Source organism: Ornithinicoccus sp., from assembly GCF_057176825.1.
In genome coordinates this window covers 2103686-2121338 of the sequence record NZ_CM169976.1, presented here as the reverse complement: position 1 = coordinate 2121338, position 17653 = coordinate 2103686, and the positions used below count along the sequence as shown (strand labels likewise).

General features: G+C 71.8%; 14 protein-coding genes and 1 pseudogene. 4 read left to right on the top strand and 11 right to left on the bottom strand.

Features of this window, described 5'->3' with window-relative positions; all coding sequences use genetic code 11:
• Window positions 1-51: 51 nt before the first annotated feature.
• A complete protein-coding gene (locus AC1QRC_RS10590) occupies window positions 52-1095 on the top strand; it encodes a glycosyltransferase family 2 protein (protein WP_484203291.1) in 1044 nt (347 codons plus the stop codon).
• Here AC1QRC_RS10590 and AC1QRC_RS10585 read toward each other — a convergent pair.
• The 10 genes and pseudogenes from AC1QRC_RS10585 to AC1QRC_RS10540 all read right to left on the bottom strand — a co-directional run bounded on the left by AC1QRC_RS10585 (window position 983) and on the right by AC1QRC_RS10540 (window position 12746).
• Window positions 983-1690, bottom strand: coding sequence for a class I SAM-dependent methyltransferase (locus AC1QRC_RS10585; RefSeq protein WP_484203290.1), 708 nt, complete (start codon window positions 1688-1690; stop codon window positions 983-985). The two genes, AC1QRC_RS10590 and AC1QRC_RS10585, sit on opposite strands and share 113 nt — an antisense overlap.
• 22 nt (window positions 1691-1712) lie before the next feature.
• The gene (locus AC1QRC_RS10580) at window positions 1713-2771 is read right to left on the bottom strand and encodes an SGNH/GDSL hydrolase family protein (RefSeq protein WP_484203289.1); all 1059 of its coding nucleotides are present in this window, start codon (window positions 2769-2771) and stop codon (window positions 1713-1715) included.
• Window positions 2772-2897: 126 nt separating this feature from the next.
• A complete protein-coding gene (locus tag AC1QRC_RS10575) occupies window positions 2898-4217 on the bottom strand; it encodes a glutamate-5-semialdehyde dehydrogenase (protein ID WP_484203288.1) in 1320 nt (439 codons plus the stop codon).
• Between the two features lie 10 nt (window positions 4218-4227).
• On the bottom strand, window positions 4228-5361 hold the full coding sequence (gene proB, locus AC1QRC_RS10570; RefSeq protein WP_484203287.1) for a glutamate 5-kinase: 1134 nt from the start codon (window positions 5359-5361) through the stop codon (window positions 4228-4230).
• Window positions 5362-5416: 55 nt separating this feature from the next.
• Window positions 5417-6923: pseudogene (gene obgE / locus AC1QRC_RS10565) on the bottom strand (GTPase ObgE).
• A 90-nt stretch (window positions 6924-7013) separates the two neighbouring features.
• Window positions 7014-7271 (bottom strand): 50S ribosomal protein L27, encoded by a 258-nt coding sequence (gene rpmA, locus AC1QRC_RS10560; protein ID WP_484203286.1) that lies wholly within the window; start codon window positions 7269-7271, stop codon window positions 7014-7016.
• Between the two features lie 36 nt (window positions 7272-7307).
• The gene (rplU, locus tag AC1QRC_RS10555; protein WP_484203285.1) at window positions 7308-7616 is read right to left on the bottom strand and encodes a 50S ribosomal protein L21; all 309 of its coding nucleotides are present in this window, start codon (window positions 7614-7616) and stop codon (window positions 7308-7310) included.
• Window positions 7617-7741: 125 nt separating this feature from the next.
• Window positions 7742-10474, bottom strand: a complete 2733-nt coding sequence (locus tag AC1QRC_RS10550) for an Rne/Rng family ribonuclease (RefSeq protein WP_484203284.1) — start codon at window positions 10472-10474, stop codon at window positions 7742-7744.
• A gap of 321 nt (window positions 10475-10795) precedes the next feature.
• Complete coding sequence (locus tag AC1QRC_RS10545; RefSeq protein WP_484203283.1) at window positions 10796-11512, bottom strand: TIGR03936 family radical SAM-associated protein; 717 nt, start codon at window positions 11510-11512, stop codon at window positions 10796-10798.
• The gene (locus AC1QRC_RS10540) at window positions 11493-12746 is read right to left on the bottom strand and encodes a DUF1015 family protein (protein ID WP_484203282.1); all 1254 of its coding nucleotides are present in this window, start codon (window positions 12744-12746) and stop codon (window positions 11493-11495) included. The genes AC1QRC_RS10545 and AC1QRC_RS10540 overlap by 20 nt, the downstream gene beginning before the upstream one ends.
• 97 nt (window positions 12747-12843) lie before the next feature.
• On the opposite strand from AC1QRC_RS10540, the gene serC reads away from it, so the two are divergent.
• Genes serC through AC1QRC_RS10525 form a run of 3 tightly spaced genes read left to right on the top strand, consistent with a single transcriptional unit; the run spans window position 12844 to window position 15641 of the window.
• Window positions 12844-13968, top strand: a complete 1125-nt coding sequence (gene serC / locus AC1QRC_RS10535; protein WP_484203281.1) for a 3-phosphoserine/phosphohydroxythreonine transaminase — start codon at window positions 12844-12846, stop codon at window positions 13966-13968.
• Window positions 13969-13989: 21 nt separating this feature from the next.
• On the top strand, window positions 13990-15168 hold the full coding sequence (locus AC1QRC_RS10530) for a phosphoglycerate dehydrogenase (protein WP_484203280.1): 1179 nt from the start codon (window positions 13990-13992) through the stop codon (window positions 15166-15168).
• Window positions 15169-15221: 53 nt separating this feature from the next.
• Window positions 15222-15641, top strand: coding sequence for a hypothetical protein (locus AC1QRC_RS10525; protein ID WP_484203279.1), 420 nt, complete (start codon window positions 15222-15224; stop codon window positions 15639-15641).
• A gap of 18 nt (window positions 15642-15659) precedes the next feature.
• Here the strand turns inward: AC1QRC_RS10525 and AC1QRC_RS10520 are convergent, their stop codons facing one another.
• Window positions 15660-17639, bottom strand: a complete 1980-nt coding sequence (locus AC1QRC_RS10520; protein ID WP_484203278.1) for a TIGR03960 family B12-binding radical SAM protein — start codon at window positions 17637-17639, stop codon at window positions 15660-15662.
• Window positions 17640-17653: the final 14 nt, after the last annotated feature.

The window sequence follows — 17653 nt, the reverse complement described above, 5'->3', positions numbered from 1 at the left end:
CTGCGGTCCGCGCGTACCGGCCCGCCCCCGCACTCGACATACAGTGGAGGCATGCACCCCCACCTGTCGGTCGTCGTGCCGATGTATGACGAGGCGGACGTCCTCCCGCTGTTCGTCGAGCGGTTGCGCGGGGTCCTGGACGGGCTTGCCCAGGTCGAGGGCGCCTACGAGGTGGTGGCGGTCGACGACGGCTCCGCGGACGCCACCCCGGTGCTGCTCCAACGGTTCCGACGCGAGTGGCCGCAGCTGCGGGTGTTGCGGCTGCGGGCCAACGCCGGGCACCAGGCGGCCATCTCGGCGGGCCTTTCCGCGGCGCGCGGGGACTGGGTGGTCACCCTGGACGCCGACCTGCAGGATCCGCCTGAGGTGATCGGGCAGATGCTGGCGGTGACCCGGGAGCAGGACGTGGACGTGGTCTACGGGGTGCGGACCGACCGCCGCAGCGACTCGGTGTTCAAGCGCACCAGCGCCCGGGCGTTCTACGGGGTGATGCGGGCCGCGGGGGCAACGGACATCCCGTCCGGGGCGGGTGACTACCGCCTGATGTCGCGGGCCACCGTGGACGCCGTCAATGCCCTCCCGGAGACACACCGGGTGCTGCGCCTGGTCGTGCCCTCCCTCGGGTTCCCCTCGGCGACGGTGGGGTACGCCCGCGAGGCGCGGGCGGCGGGGCGCTCCAAGTACCCGCTGGCCAGGATGATCCGGCTGTCGGTGGACAGCCTCACCGGCTTCTCGCTGGCTCCCCTGCGTCTGGCCACCTGGTTCGGGCTCGGCGGCTTCGTGGCGGCGGTCGTCCTGCTCGGCTATGCCGTGGTGGCCAAGGTCCTGGGTGGCACCGTCGCCGGCTGGACCTCCACCGTGGCGATCGTGGCGGGAGTCGGGGCGGTCCAACTGCTGTGCCTGGGGGTGCTCGGCGAGTACGTGGGACGGATCTACTCCACGTTGCAGGGTCGTCCCACCTACTTCGTGGCCTACGACTCCCTCACCGGTGGTCAGGCCCCGCACGGCGGGCCGTCACCAGCAGCGACACCCCGGGCAGCGACCCCACCGGAAGGTGCCGTTCGCACCGGACCACCGCGCTCAACGCCGCATTGACCAGCGGGTGCGGGTCGTCCAGGTCACTGCCGGAGGACACCCTGCGCCGCAGGGCCACCGCCGGTCGCAGCAGCACCATCCAGGACCTCGCCTCCAGGACCTGCAGGCCCGCCGCCTCCAACAGCCGGAGGAACTGGTCCCGGGTGTAGCGCCGCACGTGCCCGACCGCCTCGTCGTGCGCGGACCACAGCCGCGGGTCGACCGGCACGGCGGCGACCAGGTGACCCCCGGGCCGGAGCACCCGGTAGATCTCCGCGGCCGCCCGGCGGTCGTCGGGGATGTGCTCCAGCACGTCGAGAGCGGTGACCAGGTCCAGGCTCTCGTCCGCCACCGGCAACCGCTGGGCGTCGGCGCGGACGACGTCCAGGCCCCGCTCGGCCGCGACCTGCGAACCCTCCGCGGTGAACTCCAGCGCGAGGACGCGCCAGCCGAGACCGCGCAGCACCCGGGTGTTGCCGCCCCCCGCCGCCCCGATGTCCAGGGCGGCGCCGGGGGTCAGCCCGCGGGTGCGGGCCGCCAACAACTCCCGCCGCTCGCGGTACCACCAGTGCCGGTGCTCCAGCGCGACCAGTTTGCGGATCTCGGTGCCCTCCATAGGAGGGCATCCTGTCAGGCGCTCAGCGACCGAACGCGCCGACCTGCTCCTCGTGTTCCTCGTCCAGCTCGGACAGTTCGGTCAGCGCGGCCGACACCTTGGCCAGGTCCTCCGACTCCAACTGCTCCACCAGCGCGGTGATGCGCTCCGGCGAGATCCCGGCCTCCTCGGCCTCCTGCAGGTTGGCCGGGGACGCCAGGTCCATCGCCAGGACCGCCCGGGCCTCCTCCCGCACCGAGTCCTCGGCGCTCCGAGCACGGTCAGTGGGCACCTGGGCCGCCGCCGCGGAGCCCGAGCCCGCCCAGAACAGGTCGGCGTAGCCGATGTTGCCGTCCCGGTTCGGGTGGAAGGACTCCACGATCGGCATGCTCAGGCCGTTGATCCACTCCACGTCGTCACAGACTGCGTGCCCCAGGAAGGCGCTGCGCGGGTCGATGTAGGTGTGCCCCGCCCCGGTCGTCTTCTGCTCCACCAGCGCGTCCAACTCGTCGGTGGCGGCGTTCAGCTCGGCCATCTCCTCCGGGGAGAAGAACGTCGCGGCATTGCAGTCCTCGCCGTTGAACAGGTGCGGGTAGCCGGCGATGCGCACGTCGGCGTTCGGCGCGCCGGAGTCGATCGCCGCGATCACGTTGTCGTATCGCCCGGGCAGCTCGTTCTGCAGGATCTGGCGCCCGTCGGCGATGGCGCCCTCACAGTCGGAGAGCCACCCCGGCAGGGCGCACTCGGTGATGACGTCGGCGAAACCCAGGTCGTTGCCGCCGATGGTCATGGTGACCAGCGAGGTCTCCGGGCTCAGCGCCCCGACCTGGTTGGCCAGGACGTCCGCCGTCGTCGCGCCGCTGCACGCCTGGTAGTCCAGGTCCAGGCCCTGGGATCCCGCGATGAGCGCCGGGTAGCCGTAGGGCGATCGGTAGCAGTCGTCGGTCGAGGCGCGCGTGCCCGTGCCGGCGGAGAAGGAGTCGCCCAGGGCCACGTATGTCGTGTCGTCGGCCTGGGCGGGCACCACTCCGGTGAGCACCAGTGCGAGGCCGGCGGGCAGCGTCGTGAGGGCGGTCAGCTTGGCTCGTCGATGAGTATCCACCTGTGGAGCATTGCGTTCCGCGACCGCCGTACACAACCGGTCGGTAACAAGTCTGGCGGGAGTTTGGGCAATCCTTTGCCGCTGGCTTTGTCGCGGCTGACCGCCCGATAGGCCCTCGCCTAGGGGTCAGGCGCGGGTCTGCCCGTCCCCCTCGACGATCCACTTGGTGGTGGTCAGCTCCGGCAGCGCCATCGGGCCACGGGCATGCAGTTTCTGCGTCGAGATGCCGATCTCGGCGCCGAATCCGAACTCGCCGCCGTCGGTGAACCGGGTCGAGGCGTTGACCATGACGGCCGCCGCATCCACCTCGGCCACCCAGCGGCGTGCCGCCGCCCGGTCGGCGGTGACGATCGCCTCGGTGTGGCCGGAGGTGTGCTCCTGGACATGGGCCAGGGCCGCGTCCAGGCTGTCCACCACCCGGGCGCTGAGGTCCAGGGAGAGGAACTCGGCGTCGTCGTCGCCGTCGGCGATCGGGCGGAACGCCGGGCCGGCCCCGGCAGCGTCCGCGGCGCGGCCGATCGCCTCGTCCCCGTGGACGGTGACGCCCTCGGCGGCGAGGGCGGTGAGCAGGGGCGGCAGCAACTGGTCGGCGACGTCGACGTGCACGAGCAGGGACTCGGCGGCGTTGCACACCGAGGGACGGTGCACCTTGGAGTTGACCACGATCTCGACGGCGGACCGGACGTCGGCGGAGGCGTCGACATACACGTGACAGTTCCCCACCCCGGTCTCGATCACGGGCACGGTGGACTCGCGCACCACCGTCTGGATCAGGTCCGCTCCCCCGCGCGGGATCACCAGGTCCACCAGACCGCGCGCCGTCATGAGCGCGCGGGCGGCGTCGCGACCGCCCTCGGCGAGCAGGTTCACCGCGTCCTCCGGCAACCCCTGCGCCGACAGCGCCGAGCGCAGCGCGCCGACCAGGGCGGCATTGGTGGAGCCGGCCGCAGACCCGCCACGCAGCAGGACGGCGTTGCCGCTCTTCAGCGCCAGACCAGCGGCGTCCACCGTGACGTTCGGGCGGGCCTCATAGATCATCCCGACGACCCCCATGGGGACCCTGACCTGCCGGATCTGCAGGCCGTTGGCCAGCGTCGAGCCGCGCACCACCTCACCCACCGGGTCGGGCAGCGCCGCGAGCTGGCGCAGCGCGTCGGCCACGGCGTGCACCCGCGCGGGGTCGAGGGTGAGCCGGTCGAGCAGGCCGGTGGCCATGCCGTTGTCGCGGCCGCGCTGCAGATCCTCGGCGTTGGCCGCGACCACCTGTGCGGTGGCGTCGTCGACGGCGTCGGCCATCGCGAGCAGGGCAGCGTCCTTCTCCGCCCGGGAGAGCAGCGCGAGCGCGCGGGAGGCGACCCGCGCCCGTCGGGCGGTGCCGTGCACGTACTCCACCGCGGCAGGGTCCACCGCTGGTGGGGAGAGGGTGGGCTGGTCGGTCACGGTCATCTCTGGCTCCTCACAGGACGACGAGGTCGTCGCGACGGATCACGGTGCGGGGGCTCGCGCCGCGGGCACGGGCATGGTTGGGCTTGTCGGTGTCGAGCCGGTGGCCGACCAGCGGCCCCAGCTCGGTCGAGTCGTAGCCCACGAGGCCGCGGGCCACCACGGCGCCCTGCGGGTCGCACAGGTCGACGGTGTCCCCGGCGTGGAAGACACCCTCGATCCGGGTGACACCGACGGGCAACAGGGACGTCTGGTGCTTCACGACGGCCTCCACCGCACCGGCGTCCAGGATCAGCCTCCCGTTGACCTGGGTGGCGTGGGCCAGCCAGCGGCGCCTGGCGTTCTTCGGGCTCCCGGTCGGCAGGAAGAGGGTGCCGACGTCCTCGCCGGCCAGCGCCTGTGCGGCCTGGTCCGCGGCGGTCAGGACCACGGGGATGCCCTCCACCGCGCACATCTGCGCCGCGGACACCTTGGTCACCATGCCGCCGCTCCCGATCTTGGAGCCGGGCGCGGTGATGTCGACGTCGGCGATCTGCTCCGGCCCGGTGACCACCGGGATGCGCCGCGACTCCGGCTTGCGCGGGTGCCCGTCGTAGAGGCCGTCCACGTCCGAGAGCAGCACCAGCGCGTCGGCCTTGATCAACTGGGCCACGAGGGCAGCCAGCCGGTCGTTGTCGCCGAAGCGGATCTCCTCGGTGGCCACGGTGTCGTTCTCGTTGATGACCGGCACCACCTCCAGTTCCAGGAGGCGCTCCAGGGTGCGGCTGGCGTTGACGTAGTGGGACCGGCGGTGCGTGTCATCCGCCGTCAGCAGGACCTGGCCCACGGTGAGCCCGTGCAGGTGGAACGCGGTCGTGTAGGCGGCGACCAGGTTGCCCTGGCCGGCGCTGGCGGCGGCCTGCTGGGTGGCCAGGTCCTTGGGTCGCCGGGTCAGCCCGAGCGGGGTCATGCCGGCGGCGATGGCCCCGGAGGAGACCAGCACCACCTGGTCGCCGGCCAGGCAGCGCTTGGCGATGACGGTGGACAGCGCCTGGAGCCGGTAGGAGTCGATACCGCCCTGCGGGGCGGTGATCGACGACGACCCGATCTTCACCACCAGACGGCGGGCCTCACGGATCGCGGAACGGGGATCTGCCATAGATGGCATACTAATCCACTCCACTACATATTCATGCATCCCGGTCGGGGGCGGCCGGTCCGGTTCAGTCGTCGTCGGTCCACAGACCGGCGCGCCGGTCCGCGGCCAGTTCCTCGCGGGCCGCGCTCTTGGCGTCCATCCGCGCCTTGAACGCCTCGCGCTTCTCGCCCGCGGGTCGGTCGCGAGCGGTCCTCGAGGCGCAGGTCGGTGCCGCGCTGTCCGAGCAGCTCGGCACCCGAGGCGAGCGTGGGCTCCCAGTCGAACACCACCGCATCGTCCTCCGGCCCGATCAGCACCGTCGACCCGGCGACGGCGCCCGCCTTCAGCAGCTCGTCCTCCACCCCCAGGCGGTTCAGCCGGTCGGCCAGGTAGCCGACGGCCTCGTCGTTGCCGAAGTCGGTCTGGCGCACCCACCGGGTGGGTCGCTCGCCGAGCACGCGGAACACCTCGCCGTCGGGGGTGTTCTCCCGGCGGACGTGGAACCCCGTGTCGTCGACCGCCTTGGGCCGTAGCACCACCCGGGTGGGCTCCACCTGGATCTGCTCGTCCCGGGCGCGCTGCACGTGGCCGGCGAGGGCGTAGCTGAGCTCCTTGAGCCCGGTGTGCGCCACCGCGGACACGATGTGCACCTCCAGGCCCCGCTCCTCCAGGTCGGGCCGCACCATCTCGGCCAGCTCCAGAGCCTCCGGCACGTCGGCCTTGTTGAGGACGACCACCCGGACCCGCTCCGCCAGCGGGATGCCGCCCAGCGAGGCGTCGGGGACGTACTCGGCGAGCTCGTGCTCGATCACGTCCAGGTCGGTGAGCGGGTCGCGGCCTGGCTCCAGCGTGGCGCAGTCGATGACGTGCACCAGGACGTGGCACCGCTCGACGTGTCGCAGGAACTCCAACCCCAGCCCCTTGCCCTGGCTGGCGCCGGGGATCAGCCCGGGCACGTCGGCGATGGTGAACCGGTGACCGCCGGCGGTGACCACGCCCAGGTTGGGCACCAGGGTGGTGAACGGGTAGTCGGCGATCTTGGGACGCGCTGCGGAGACCACCGAGACCAGGCTGGACTTGCCGGCGGACGGGAACCCGATGAGCGCCACGTCGGCCAGCGTCTTCAGCTCCAGGATGACCTCGGCCGCCTCGCCGGGCTCACCCAGCAGGGCGAAGCCGGGAGCCTTGCGCCGCGGGGAGGACAACGCCTTGTTGCCCAGGCCACCGCGTCCGCCCCGGCACACGACATACTCCGCCCCCGGCCCGACCAGGTCGGCCAGCACCTCGCCGCCCCGGGTGCTCACGACCGTGCCGTCGGGCACGCCCAGCACCAGGTCCTCCCCCTGGGCACCGTGCCGTTCGCCGCCCTCCCCCGGCCGGCCGTTGGTGGCCACCCGGTGGGGGCGGTGGTGGTATTCCAACAGCGTGGTCACCTGGGGGTCCACCCGGAGCACGACGTCGCCGCCGCGACCGCCGTTGCCGCCGTCCGGCCCCCCGAGCGGCTTGAACTTCTCCCGGTGCACCGAGGCGCACCCGTGCCCGCCGTTGCCCGCGGTCAGGTGCAGGACGGCCCGGTCGACGAAGGTGGCCATAGTGGGATCCTCTCAAACACGACGGACGCCGGGCGTTGCCTCAGGGCAACGCACCGGCGTCCGGTGGTATGCGGTGTGCTCCGGTCGGTCTCAGACGGTCGCGTCGACCACGTTGACGGTCTTGCGCCCGCCCTTCGCGCCGAACTCGACGGTGCCCGCGACCAGGGCGAACAGCGTGTCGTCCTTGCCGCGGCCGACCCCGACACCGGGGTGGAAGTGCGTGCCGCGCTGCCGGACGATGATCTCACCGGCGCCGACGACCTGGCCGCCGAAACGCTTCACACCGAGACGCTGGGCGTTGGAGTCCCGACCGTTACGAGTCGAGGACGCACCCTTCTTGTGTGCCATTCCTAGTGCCTACCTTCTGGTCTTCTCGGTCGGGTCTCAGGCGTCGATCGCGGTGATCTTGACCTGGGTCAGCGGCTGGCGGTGGCCCTGCCGCTTCTTGTAACCGGTCTTGTTCTTGTACTTCTGGATGATGATCTTGGGGCCCTTGGCGGCCTGCACCACCTCGGCTGTCACCTTGACCTTGGCCAGGGTGTCGGCGTCGGAGGTGACGGTGTCACCGTCGACCAGCAGCAGCGCCGCGAGGTCAACCGACTCGCCCGCCTGCGCATTCACCTTGTCGACCAGGAGGACGTCACCGACAGAGACCTTCTCCTGACGGCCGCCAGCGCGGACGATCGCGTACACGTTGAACTCACTTTCCTACGACTGTTGTGGGACTCGGCCCCGGGCCGGGGACCTGGAGTCCCGGAACGGCGCCACAGGGCGCGCCGACGCACAAGACTACCGTGCGGACGACGCCCCTGCCAAACTCAGGTGGTGCTCTCCGCCGGGGCGCCCGACGGCGGGCCCGCCGGAGCCACAACCCGTGCCCGTCGGGTACGGGGACGCTTGGCCGGGGCGGCTGGAGGCGCCTCCACGGCAGGCTCCGCAGAAGCCTCGACCGGGGCCTCCTGCTCGGGGGCCGGCTGCTCCTGACTCTCCTCGACCGGGGACTCCTGGGCCGAGGGCTCCTGGACCGGGGCCTCGACCACGACAGGCTCGGACGGCGCCGTGACCGGCGCGGTGACGCGTCCACGGCGGGCCCGCTTGCGGGGTGCCGCGGCCGGCGCCTCGACGACGGCCTCCGGCGGCGTCTCCACCGCGGGCAGCGTCTCCGCCTCGGGCTGCACCGGGGCCTCGGTCGCCTCGGTCGCCTCGGCTGCCCCGGTCACGTCGGCGCCCTGCTCCGCCCCGACGCCCACCGGAGCCTCCGGCTTGCTACCGGCCTGCTGTGCCGCGGCGTGCGCGGCCGCGGCGATCTGTGCGGGGGTGGGTCCGGCGGGGTTCGGCTGGGGACGGCCCTGCCGGTCCTGGTTGCCGTTGCCGCCACCGTTGCCGCCGCCGCGACCTCCCCGGCCGCCGTTCCCGCGGCCCCGTCCACCCCCGTTGTCGGAGCCGCCCCCGGACTTCTCGATCGGCTCGGGGTGCACCACGATGCCGCGTCCCGAGCAGTGGCTGCACTGCTCGGAGAACACCTCGATCAGCCCGGCACCCACCCGCTTGCGGGTCATCTGGACCAGACCGAGGCTGGTGACCTCCGCCACCTGGTGCTTGGTGCGGTCCCTGCCCAGGCACTCCAGCAGCCGGCGCACCACCAGGTCGCGGTTGCTCTCCAGCACCATGTCGATGAAGTCGATGACGATGATGCCGCCGATGTCGCGCAGCCGCAGTTGGCGCACGATCTCCTCGGCCGCCTCGATGTTGTTCTTGGTGACCGTCTCCTCCAGGTTGCCCCCGGAGCCGACGAACTTGCCGGTGTTGACGTCCACCACGGTCATCGCCTCTGTGCGGTCGATCACCAGCGAGCCGCCGGAGGGCAGCCACACCTTGCGGTCCATCGCCTTGGCCAGCGCCTCGTGGACCCGGTGGGCGGTGAAGATGTCTCCCTCGCCCTCCCACTTCTCGACCCGGTCGGCCAGGTCGGGGGCCACCCCGGCGATGTAGTCGCTGACCTCGTTCCAGGCCTTGTCACCCGAGACGACGAGCTTGGTGAAGTCCTCGTTGAAGACGTCCCGGATGACCCGGACGGTCATGTCCGGCTCGCCGTGCAGCAGGACCGGCGCGTTGCCACCCTGCTGCTTGGACTGGATCCGCTCCCAGAGGCCGGTAAGGCGCTCCACGTCGGCGCGCAACTCCTCCTCGCTGGCGCCCTCCGCGGCAGTGCGCACGATGACGCCGGCGCCCTGCGGCACGACCTCCTTGAGGATCTTCTTCAACCGGGCCCGCTCCGTGTCCGGCAGCTTGCGCGAGATGCCAGTCATCGAGTTGCCCGGGACGTAGACCAGGTAGCGCCCCGGCAGCGAGACCTGCGAGGTGAGGCGGGCACCCTTGTGCCCGATCGGGTCCTTGGTGACCTGCACCAGCACCGACTCGCCGGACTTCAACGCGTTCTCGATCCGCTTCGGCTCCCCGGAGTCCAGGCCCGCCGCGTCCCAGTTGACCTCCCCGGCATACAGCACCGCGTTGCGGCCCTTGCCGATGTCGACGAACGCGGCCTCCATGCTCGGCAGCACGTTCTGCACGCGGCCCAGATAGACGTTGCCGACCATGGTGGTCTGGGTCGAGCGGGACACGTAGTGCTCCACCAGGACCCCGTCCTCGAGCACGCCGATCTGGGTGCGGTCCTCCAGGCCCCGCACCACCATGGTCCGCTCGACGCTCTCCCTGCGGGCGAGGAACTCGGCCTCGGTGATGATGGTCCGGCGCCGGCCTGCCTCCCGGCCCTCCCTGCGGCGCTGCCGCTTGGCCTCCAGCCGGGTGGAACCGCGGACGCCCGACACCTCGTCCTGGGCGCTGCGGGAGCGCGCGCCCCGGTTGCGTCCGCCGCCCTCGGGCTCCTCGCCACGCCGGCGGCGCCGGCGGCGCCGACTGCTCCCGGAGCCGTCCTCGTCGTCGCCGGATCCCTGCTCCTCCGAGCCGGACTCGGCGTCCTTGGACTCCTTGGCGTCCTGGTCGCCCTTGGCGTCCTGCCCCTTCTTGCCCTTGCCCTGCTTGCCGCCCTGCTTGTCTGCCTTGGCTTCTCCCCCACCGGCGCCCGGCGCCTCGTCGCCGTCGTCCTGCGCCGTCTCCCCCTCGGAGTCCGACCGGCCCCGGCGACCCTTGCCACCGCGGCGGCGCCGCCGGCGCCCACCCTGGCCCTCGTCGTCGTCGGCCCCGCCCTCGGCGTCCTCACCCCTGGCACCGCCCGACCGCTGGTCGTCGGACTCCTCGTCCCGGGCAGCGTCCGGCTCCCCCTGCTCCTGGTCCGACGCGCGCTGCTTGCGCGGCCGGGCAGGGACACTGGACAGGTCGGGAGCCTGGAACAGCAGCCCGAAGGACGGCGGTGTCGCCTCGGCGGTCTCGACGGCCTCCTGCTCCTCCTCGGGATCCGGCTCGGCCTCGGCCTTGGCCGGGGTCACCGGCGCCGGGGTCCCCCCGTGGGAGAAGAGGCTCGGGGTGGAGCCTGCTGCTGTCGGTTCCTCGGCGGGGGTTGCGTCGTTGCTGTGGTCGTCCGTGGAGACCATCGGGTGTCCTCTCAGGGCAGGCTGCGAGACCCACACCTGGGCACTCGGCCCGTCTCGCGGCTTGCCGCGGGTCGTCGTCCCGCTCGTCATCTGCGAGCGGACGGAAGTCGTCCTGTGCACCGGGCGGCTCGCGCGGCTCGCGCGTCACCGGACCGGGGCCGGCGCATCCGGGCTGACCGTGATGGTCTCGCTTCGCGTGCCGGCTTCTGGTGCCGCACAGCGGGGCGGGGATGTCGTCGGGTCGCGGGGTGGGTGTGGTCCTGCCTCGCAACCGTCACCGAGTATCGCACACCGGACCACCCCGGGCCGTGATCCCCGAGGTCAGTCGCCCAGGGGGTCGTGCAGTTCGCCGCCCTCGCCGAGCACTCCCTGGGCCAGCCGGGTGCTGACCGAGCGCGGCAACGGCGTGTCCGTCTCGCGCGCCAGCGCCGCCAGGATCTCCTCGGGACGCACGGTCGGGGTGGTATGCCGCAGGGTCACCTCGAGCACCGCGGTCCCGTCCTCGTCCCGCACCGAGCCGTCCAGCACGGGCTCCCGCACGTCGAGCTGGCGCGGCCCCTGCTTCATCATCCGGGTCACCTCGACCCGGTCCCTGCCCAGGAAGGCGCCGAGCAACGGCTCCAAGAGCGTGTGCGGGGTCCCGGGGAAGGCGAGCCTCCAGCGGCTCGCAGTGAGCCGTTCGGCCAGCGAGCCCGGTTGCGCCGGGACCACCCGGAGGACGTCCAGGCCGTCGGGAAGGGCCGCGTCGAGCGCGGCGGCCAGCTCCGCGGGTGCCATCTCACGGGTCAGTGACAGCTCGACATACTCGGCTTCGCTGGCCGTCCCGGTCGGTGCCGCGTTCGCGTAGCTGATCTTGGGGTGGGGGTGGAAGCCGGCCGAGTAGGCCATCGGCACACCGGCCCGGCGCACCGCACGCTCCACGGCACGCTGGAAGTCGCGGGTGGAGGTGAAGCGCATCCGGCCGCGCTTGGCGTACTCGACTCGGACCTTCTGGGCGACCGGCTCCGGCGGCGGCCCCTCAGGAACGCGTCTGGACATCCGCCCGCCCGGCGGCCGGCGCCACGACCGGGTCGCCCAACTCGGCCAGGACCAAGCCCGCCCGCGACTTCGGGATGAACCAGGTGCTCTTGCGGGGCATCTTCTGCCGGGCCAGGTTGACCTTCACGAAGTCCTCGACGGTGACCGGGGCAATCAGCACGGCCAGGGCAGCAGCGCCGGCATCGACCTGGCCGACCAGCCAGTCGACCGGGTAGTCCCCGCCGATGTAGCGGATCCGCGGGTCGCCCGCGTCCAGTCCCAGGATGTCCTCGAACAGGACCCGCTCGACGAGCGCGTGGTCCAACCGGTCCACCACGGAGGCCTCTTCGGCTGCGGGCAGCCGCACGGCCACGGCGCCACCCTCGGCATACAGCAGGACCGTCCCGGGAGTCAGCGGTTCGTTCGTGACGTCGGCCACCGGTTCCACGACCGCCCCGGCCTGCTCCAACCGGGCGCGCAGGTCCACCGGGGCGACCGACAGCTCGGCGACCAGCCGGTGGTAGGGCAGGAGCGACAGCGAGCCGGGAGTGGTGACCACGGCCAGGAACCGCTCCAGGCCCCCCGTCTGGGCGGCGAGACTGCGGTGGTTGCCGTCCGCCACCACCAGCTCCCCGGTCCCGGCCAACGCGGTCAGCCGGTCGGCCAGGTCACCGGCGGGCACGGGCCACACCTCGTGGGTGCGCCCCACGTGGTCGGTGTCCGTGGCCGCGGGCTCCCCCAGGCCGGGCACCGCCTGGGCGAGCGCCTCCTCCAGCTCGGGCCCGTGCTCGGTCTGCATCAGCAGGACGGGCGAGAGCAGGTGCCCGGTGGCCTCGATGAGCGCGACCCGCTCGCGCACCTTCTCCAGGAAGACGTCCTCGTTGCGGATCACCCGGCCGGGTTCGTCGGCGCTGGTGGAGATCTCGGCGGTGTCGACCATGGCGAAGAGTCCGTGCGCCGCCGTCCCCGTGGCGGGGTCGGTGATGCGGTAGAGCACGACGACATCGTGCTCGGACCGGTAGCCCCCGGCCTCCTTCGCCGCCGCGAGGCGCTCCACCGCCTGCGGGAGCGCCTCGGCGAAACTGCGGCCGGCACTGTCGGGAGCCCGGTGCGGCATCTCCACTCCAAGGGCACTGTGCGGTGTCGCGGAAAGGATCTCGGTGATCTCGGTCTCGTCCGCGAACTCGTCGTAGTTGCGGGCGCCCGTCCCGCCGGTGGTGATCCAGGCACGGGACAGGGGGTGCACGGCAGTCATGGGCACGCAGGTTACAACGGCTCGCAGTGAGTCACGGATCACGTCCCGTGTGGTCATGGGTACTCCGTGGTAGTGCGAAGATGGGGGCCGGGCCGGGGTGTCCGGTCCAGACAACCGACGTCTCATCCCAGGTGGGTCAACTGTGCGCGTTCACAACTTCTCCGCAGGTCCGGCAACCATGCCGCTGGAGGTCCTCGAGCAGGCTTCCGCCGAGATGTCCGACTGGAGCAGTTCCGGGATGTCCGTGATGGAGGTCAGCCACCGGAGCAAGGAGTTCGTCGCCGCGGCCGAGGAGGCCGAGTCCCTGATGCGGGAGCTGTTGGCAGTGCCCGACGGCTACCAGGTGCTCTTCCTGCAGGGCGGCGCGACCGGCCAGTTCGCCGGCATCCCGCTCAACCTGTCCGCCGAGGGCGACACGGTCGACTACGTGAACACCGGCTCCTGGTCCAAGAAGGCCATCGGCGAGGCCAAGAAGTACGCCCACGTCACCGTGGTGGCCGACGAGGCAGCCAGCAACTACACGACCACACCCGACGCCGCGGCTGTCCGACCTAGCCAGGGATCGGCATACCTGCACTACACCCCCAACGAGACCATCGGCGGGGTCGAGTTCGGCTACATCCCCGACACCGGCGACGTGCCCCTGGTGGCCGACATGTCCTCCACGATCCTGTCCCGGCCGATCGACGTCTCGCAGTTCGGGCTGATCTACGGCGGCGCCCAGAAGAACATGGGCCCGGCCGGGTTGTGCCTGGCCGTCGTGCGCGACGACCTGGTCGGCAGGGCGCGCCCCCAGACGCCCTCCGTCTGGGACTACCAGGCCATGGCCGAGGCGGGGTCGATGCTCAACACGCCACCGACCTACGGCATCTACCTGCTCGGGCTCATCCTGCGGTGGCTCAAGGCCCAGGGGGGGCTGGCCGCTATGGGTGAGCAGAACCGGGCCAAGGCCGAGAAGCTGTATGCCGCGATCGACGGCTCCGACTTCTACCGCAACCCGGTCCGCCCGGACTCCAGGTCGTGGATGAACGTGCCCTTCATCCTGGCCGACGACAGCCTGGACCCGACCTTCCTGGCGCAGGCCTCCGACCGCGGCCTCACCAACCTCGCCGGTCACCGTTCCGTCGGTGGCATGCGGGCCAGCATCTACAACGCCATGCCCATGGAGGGCGTCGACGCCCTCATCGACTTCATGAAGGAGTTCGAGCGCACCCACGGCTGAGCCGTCGCGCCACACACGACCATGACGCACCGCATCCAGACCCTCAACGCCATCAGCCCGATTGGGCTGGGCCGCTTCCCCCGCGACGGCTACCAGGTCGGCAACGACCTCGCCGACCCCGACGCACTGCTGCTGCGCTCGGCGGACCTGCACTCCCGCCCCATCCCGGACTCCGTCCTGGCGGTGGCCCGGGCCGGGGCCGGCACCAACAACATCCCCATCCCCGAGCTGAGCGCCCGCGGCATCCCGGTCTTCAACACCCCGGGGGCGAACGCCAACGCGGTCAAGGAGTTGGTCCTGGCGGGCCTGCTCCTGGCGGCCCGCAACATCGTCCCGGCCTGGGCCTTCGCCCACGAGCTGTCCGGTGACGACAGCGAGATCAACACGGCGGTCGAGGCCGGCAAGAAGCAGTTCGCCGGGTTCGAGCTGCCCGGTCGCACCCTCGGCGTGATCGGTCTGGGCGCCATCGGGGTGCTCGTGGCCAACGCGGCCCACGCCCTGGGCATGAAGGTGCTCGGATACGACCCGCAGCTCACGGTGGACCGCGCGTGGCAGCTGTCGGCCGAGGTGGAGCAGGCGACGTCCCTGGACGACCTCTTCAGCCGGTCCGACGCGATCACCGTGCACGTGCCGCTCGTCGAGGGCACCAAGGGCCTGGTCGACGCGGAGCGGCTGGGCATGATGAAGCCCTCCCCCGTCCTGCTGAACTTCGCCCGGGGCGGCATCGTCGACGAGGCCGCCGTGCTGTCGGCGCTCGACGACGGGCGGCTGCGCGCCTACGTCTGCGACTTCCCGTCGGCCTCGCTGAACGCCCACCCCAAGGTCGTGGCGCTGCCGCACCTGGGCGCCTCCACCGGCGAGGCCGAGGAGAACTGTGCGGTGATGGCGGCCGACCAGCTGCGGGAGTACCTCGAGGACGGCACCATCCGCAACAGCGTGAACTTCCCCAACGCCCGGCTGCCCCGCAACGGGCACGGTGACTCGGTCAGCCGCCTGGCCATCGCCAACAGCAACGTCCCCAACATGGTCGGCCAGATCTCGACCCTGCTGGCCCAGTCGGACCTGAACATCGTGGAGCTGCTCAACAAGTCCCGTGGCGAGCTGGCCTACACGATCATCGACGTAGAGGGACCGCTGCCGAGCGAGATCGTGGACAAGATCCGCGGCATCGACGGCGTGCTCACCACCCGCGTCATCTGACGTCATCGCCCGGCGCCGGGGAACCGGCGCCGGCGCGGTAGCGTCCCTTGGTCATGCGGACCCCCCTCATCGCCGTGGCCCTGGCCGGCACGCTGGCGCTGGCCGGCTGCTCCACCTCCGACGCGTCCTCGCAGGACCCGGTCGAGTGGCCCCCCGACCCGCCAGGCACCGAGCCGTTGAACGCCCCCACGATCGAGACCCAGCTCGACACGATCCTGCTCTCGGCCGCGGAGATGTCCGGCACGTGGGTCGGCCCGGAGCGGCTCCTGGAGTTGACCGACAGCGACAAGAGCGCCGTCATCGCCCACTACGACGCGGCGTTCACCGCCGACGGGTGGGAGGCCGACCCGGACGCCGCCATCGCCCGCTCGCTGGGGCGCACCTGGGAGCGGGACGGCCAGAAGGCCATGCTCACGGTCGTCACGATGGAGGGCACCGGGATCGCCCTCCTCTTCCAGCCCCCGGCTGACTAGCGCCGCACCCGGCCCGGCTCAGACGACACGGAGCGGCAGCAGCTTCTTGCCGGTGGGCCCGATCTGGATCTCGGTGTTCATCTGAGGGCAGACTCCACAGTCGAAGCAGGGCGTCCACCGGCAGTCCTCGACCTCGTTCTCGTCGAGAGCATCCAGCCAGTCCTCCCAGAGCCACTCCTTGTCCAGCCCGGAGTCGAGGTGGTCCCACGGGAGCACCTCGGCCTCCTCCCGCTCGCGGGTCGTGAACCACGCCACGTCGACGGCCTCACCGGACAGGGCCCGATCGGCCGCAGCCATCCAGCGCTCGTAGGAGAAGTGCTCGCTCCAGCCGTCGAACCGGGCACCGTCGCGCCACACCTGCTCGATGACCGGGGCGAGGCGTCGGTCGCCCCGGGAGAGCAGCCCCTCGACGATCCCGGGCTTGCCGTCGTGGTAGCGGAACCCGATCGCGGAGCTGTAGCGGCGGTCAGCACGGATCGCCTCCCGGAGCTTGAGCAGCCGGGCATCGGTGTCCTCCGCCCCCAGCTGGGCGGCCCACTGGAACGGCGTGTGGGGCTTGGGGACGAAGCCACCGATGGACACGGTGCACCGGATGTCCCGGCGGCCGCTGACCTTGCGCCCGGTGTCAATGACCTTGCGGGCCAGCTCGGCGATCTGCAGGACGTCGTCGTCGGTCTCGGTCGGCAACCCGCACATGAAGTAGAGCTTCACCTGGCGCCAGCCGGCCCCGTAGGCCGCGGCGACGGTGCGGATCAGGTCCTCCTCGGACACCATCTTGTTGATCACCTTGCGCAGCCGCTCGCTCCCACCCTCCGGGGCGAACGTCAGGCCGGACCGGCGTCCGTTGCGGGTCAGCTCGTTGGCCAGCTCGATGTTGAAGGCGTCGACCCGGGTGGAGGGTAGGGACAGCCCCGTGTTGGTCCCCTCGTAGCGGTCGGCCAGCCCCTTGGCCATGTCGCCGATCTCGGAGTGGTCCGCCGAGCTGAGCGAGAGCAGCCCCACCTCCTCGTACCCGGTGGCGGCCAGGCCACGCTGCACCATCTCCCCGACGCCGGTGATCGACCGCTCGCGCACGGGCCGGGTGATCATCCCCGCCTGGCAGAACCGGCAGCCGCGGGTGCACCCGCGGAAGATCTCCACGCTCATCCGCTCGTGCACCGACTCGGCGACCGGCACCAGCGGCTGCTTCGGGTAGGGCCAGGCATCCAGGTCCATCACGGTGTGCTTGGACACCCGCCACGGCACGCCGGGGCGGTTCGGCACGACCCGCTTGATCCGACCGTCCGGGAGGTACTCGACCTCGTAGAACCCGGGGACGTAGACACCACCCGTCGCCGCGAGGCGCTCCAACAACCCGGTCCTGCCACCGGGCCGTCCCCCGGCCTTCCAGGCGGTGATAATCCGGCTCACCGCCAGCACGGCCTCCTCCCCGTCGCCCACGACCGCCGCGTCGAGGAAGTCGGCGATCGGCTCGGGGTTGAAGGCGGCGTGCCCCCCGGCCAGCACGATCGGGTCGTCCTCGCCACGCTCGGCCGCCCGCAGCGGGATGCCGGCCAGGTCGAGGGCGGTCAATAGGTTCGTGTAGCCCAGTTCCGTGGCGAAGGAGACGCCCAGCACGTCGAAGTCGCGCACGGCCCTGTGGGAGTCCACCGTGAACTGTGGGACCCCCTCGCGGCGCATCCGCTCCTCCAGGTCCGGCCACACGGCATACGTCCGCTCTGCCAGCACGTCCGGCTGCTCGTTGAGGACCTCGTAGAGGATCATCACGCCCTGGTTGGGCAGGCCCACCTCGTAGGCGTCGGGGTACATCAGTGCCCAGCGCGCGGTGAGCTCCTGCCCCTCGGGGCCGTGCCCGCCCACGTGCCAGTCCTTGACCTGGGAGTTCAACTCGCCGCCGACGTACTGCACGGGCTTGCTGACCTGCTCCAGGAGCGGCTCCAGCAGCGGGTAGACCGACGCGCCCGGGGGCAGCGGCGTCCGCTGGGTGGTGTCCGTCATGGGGACAGCGTAGT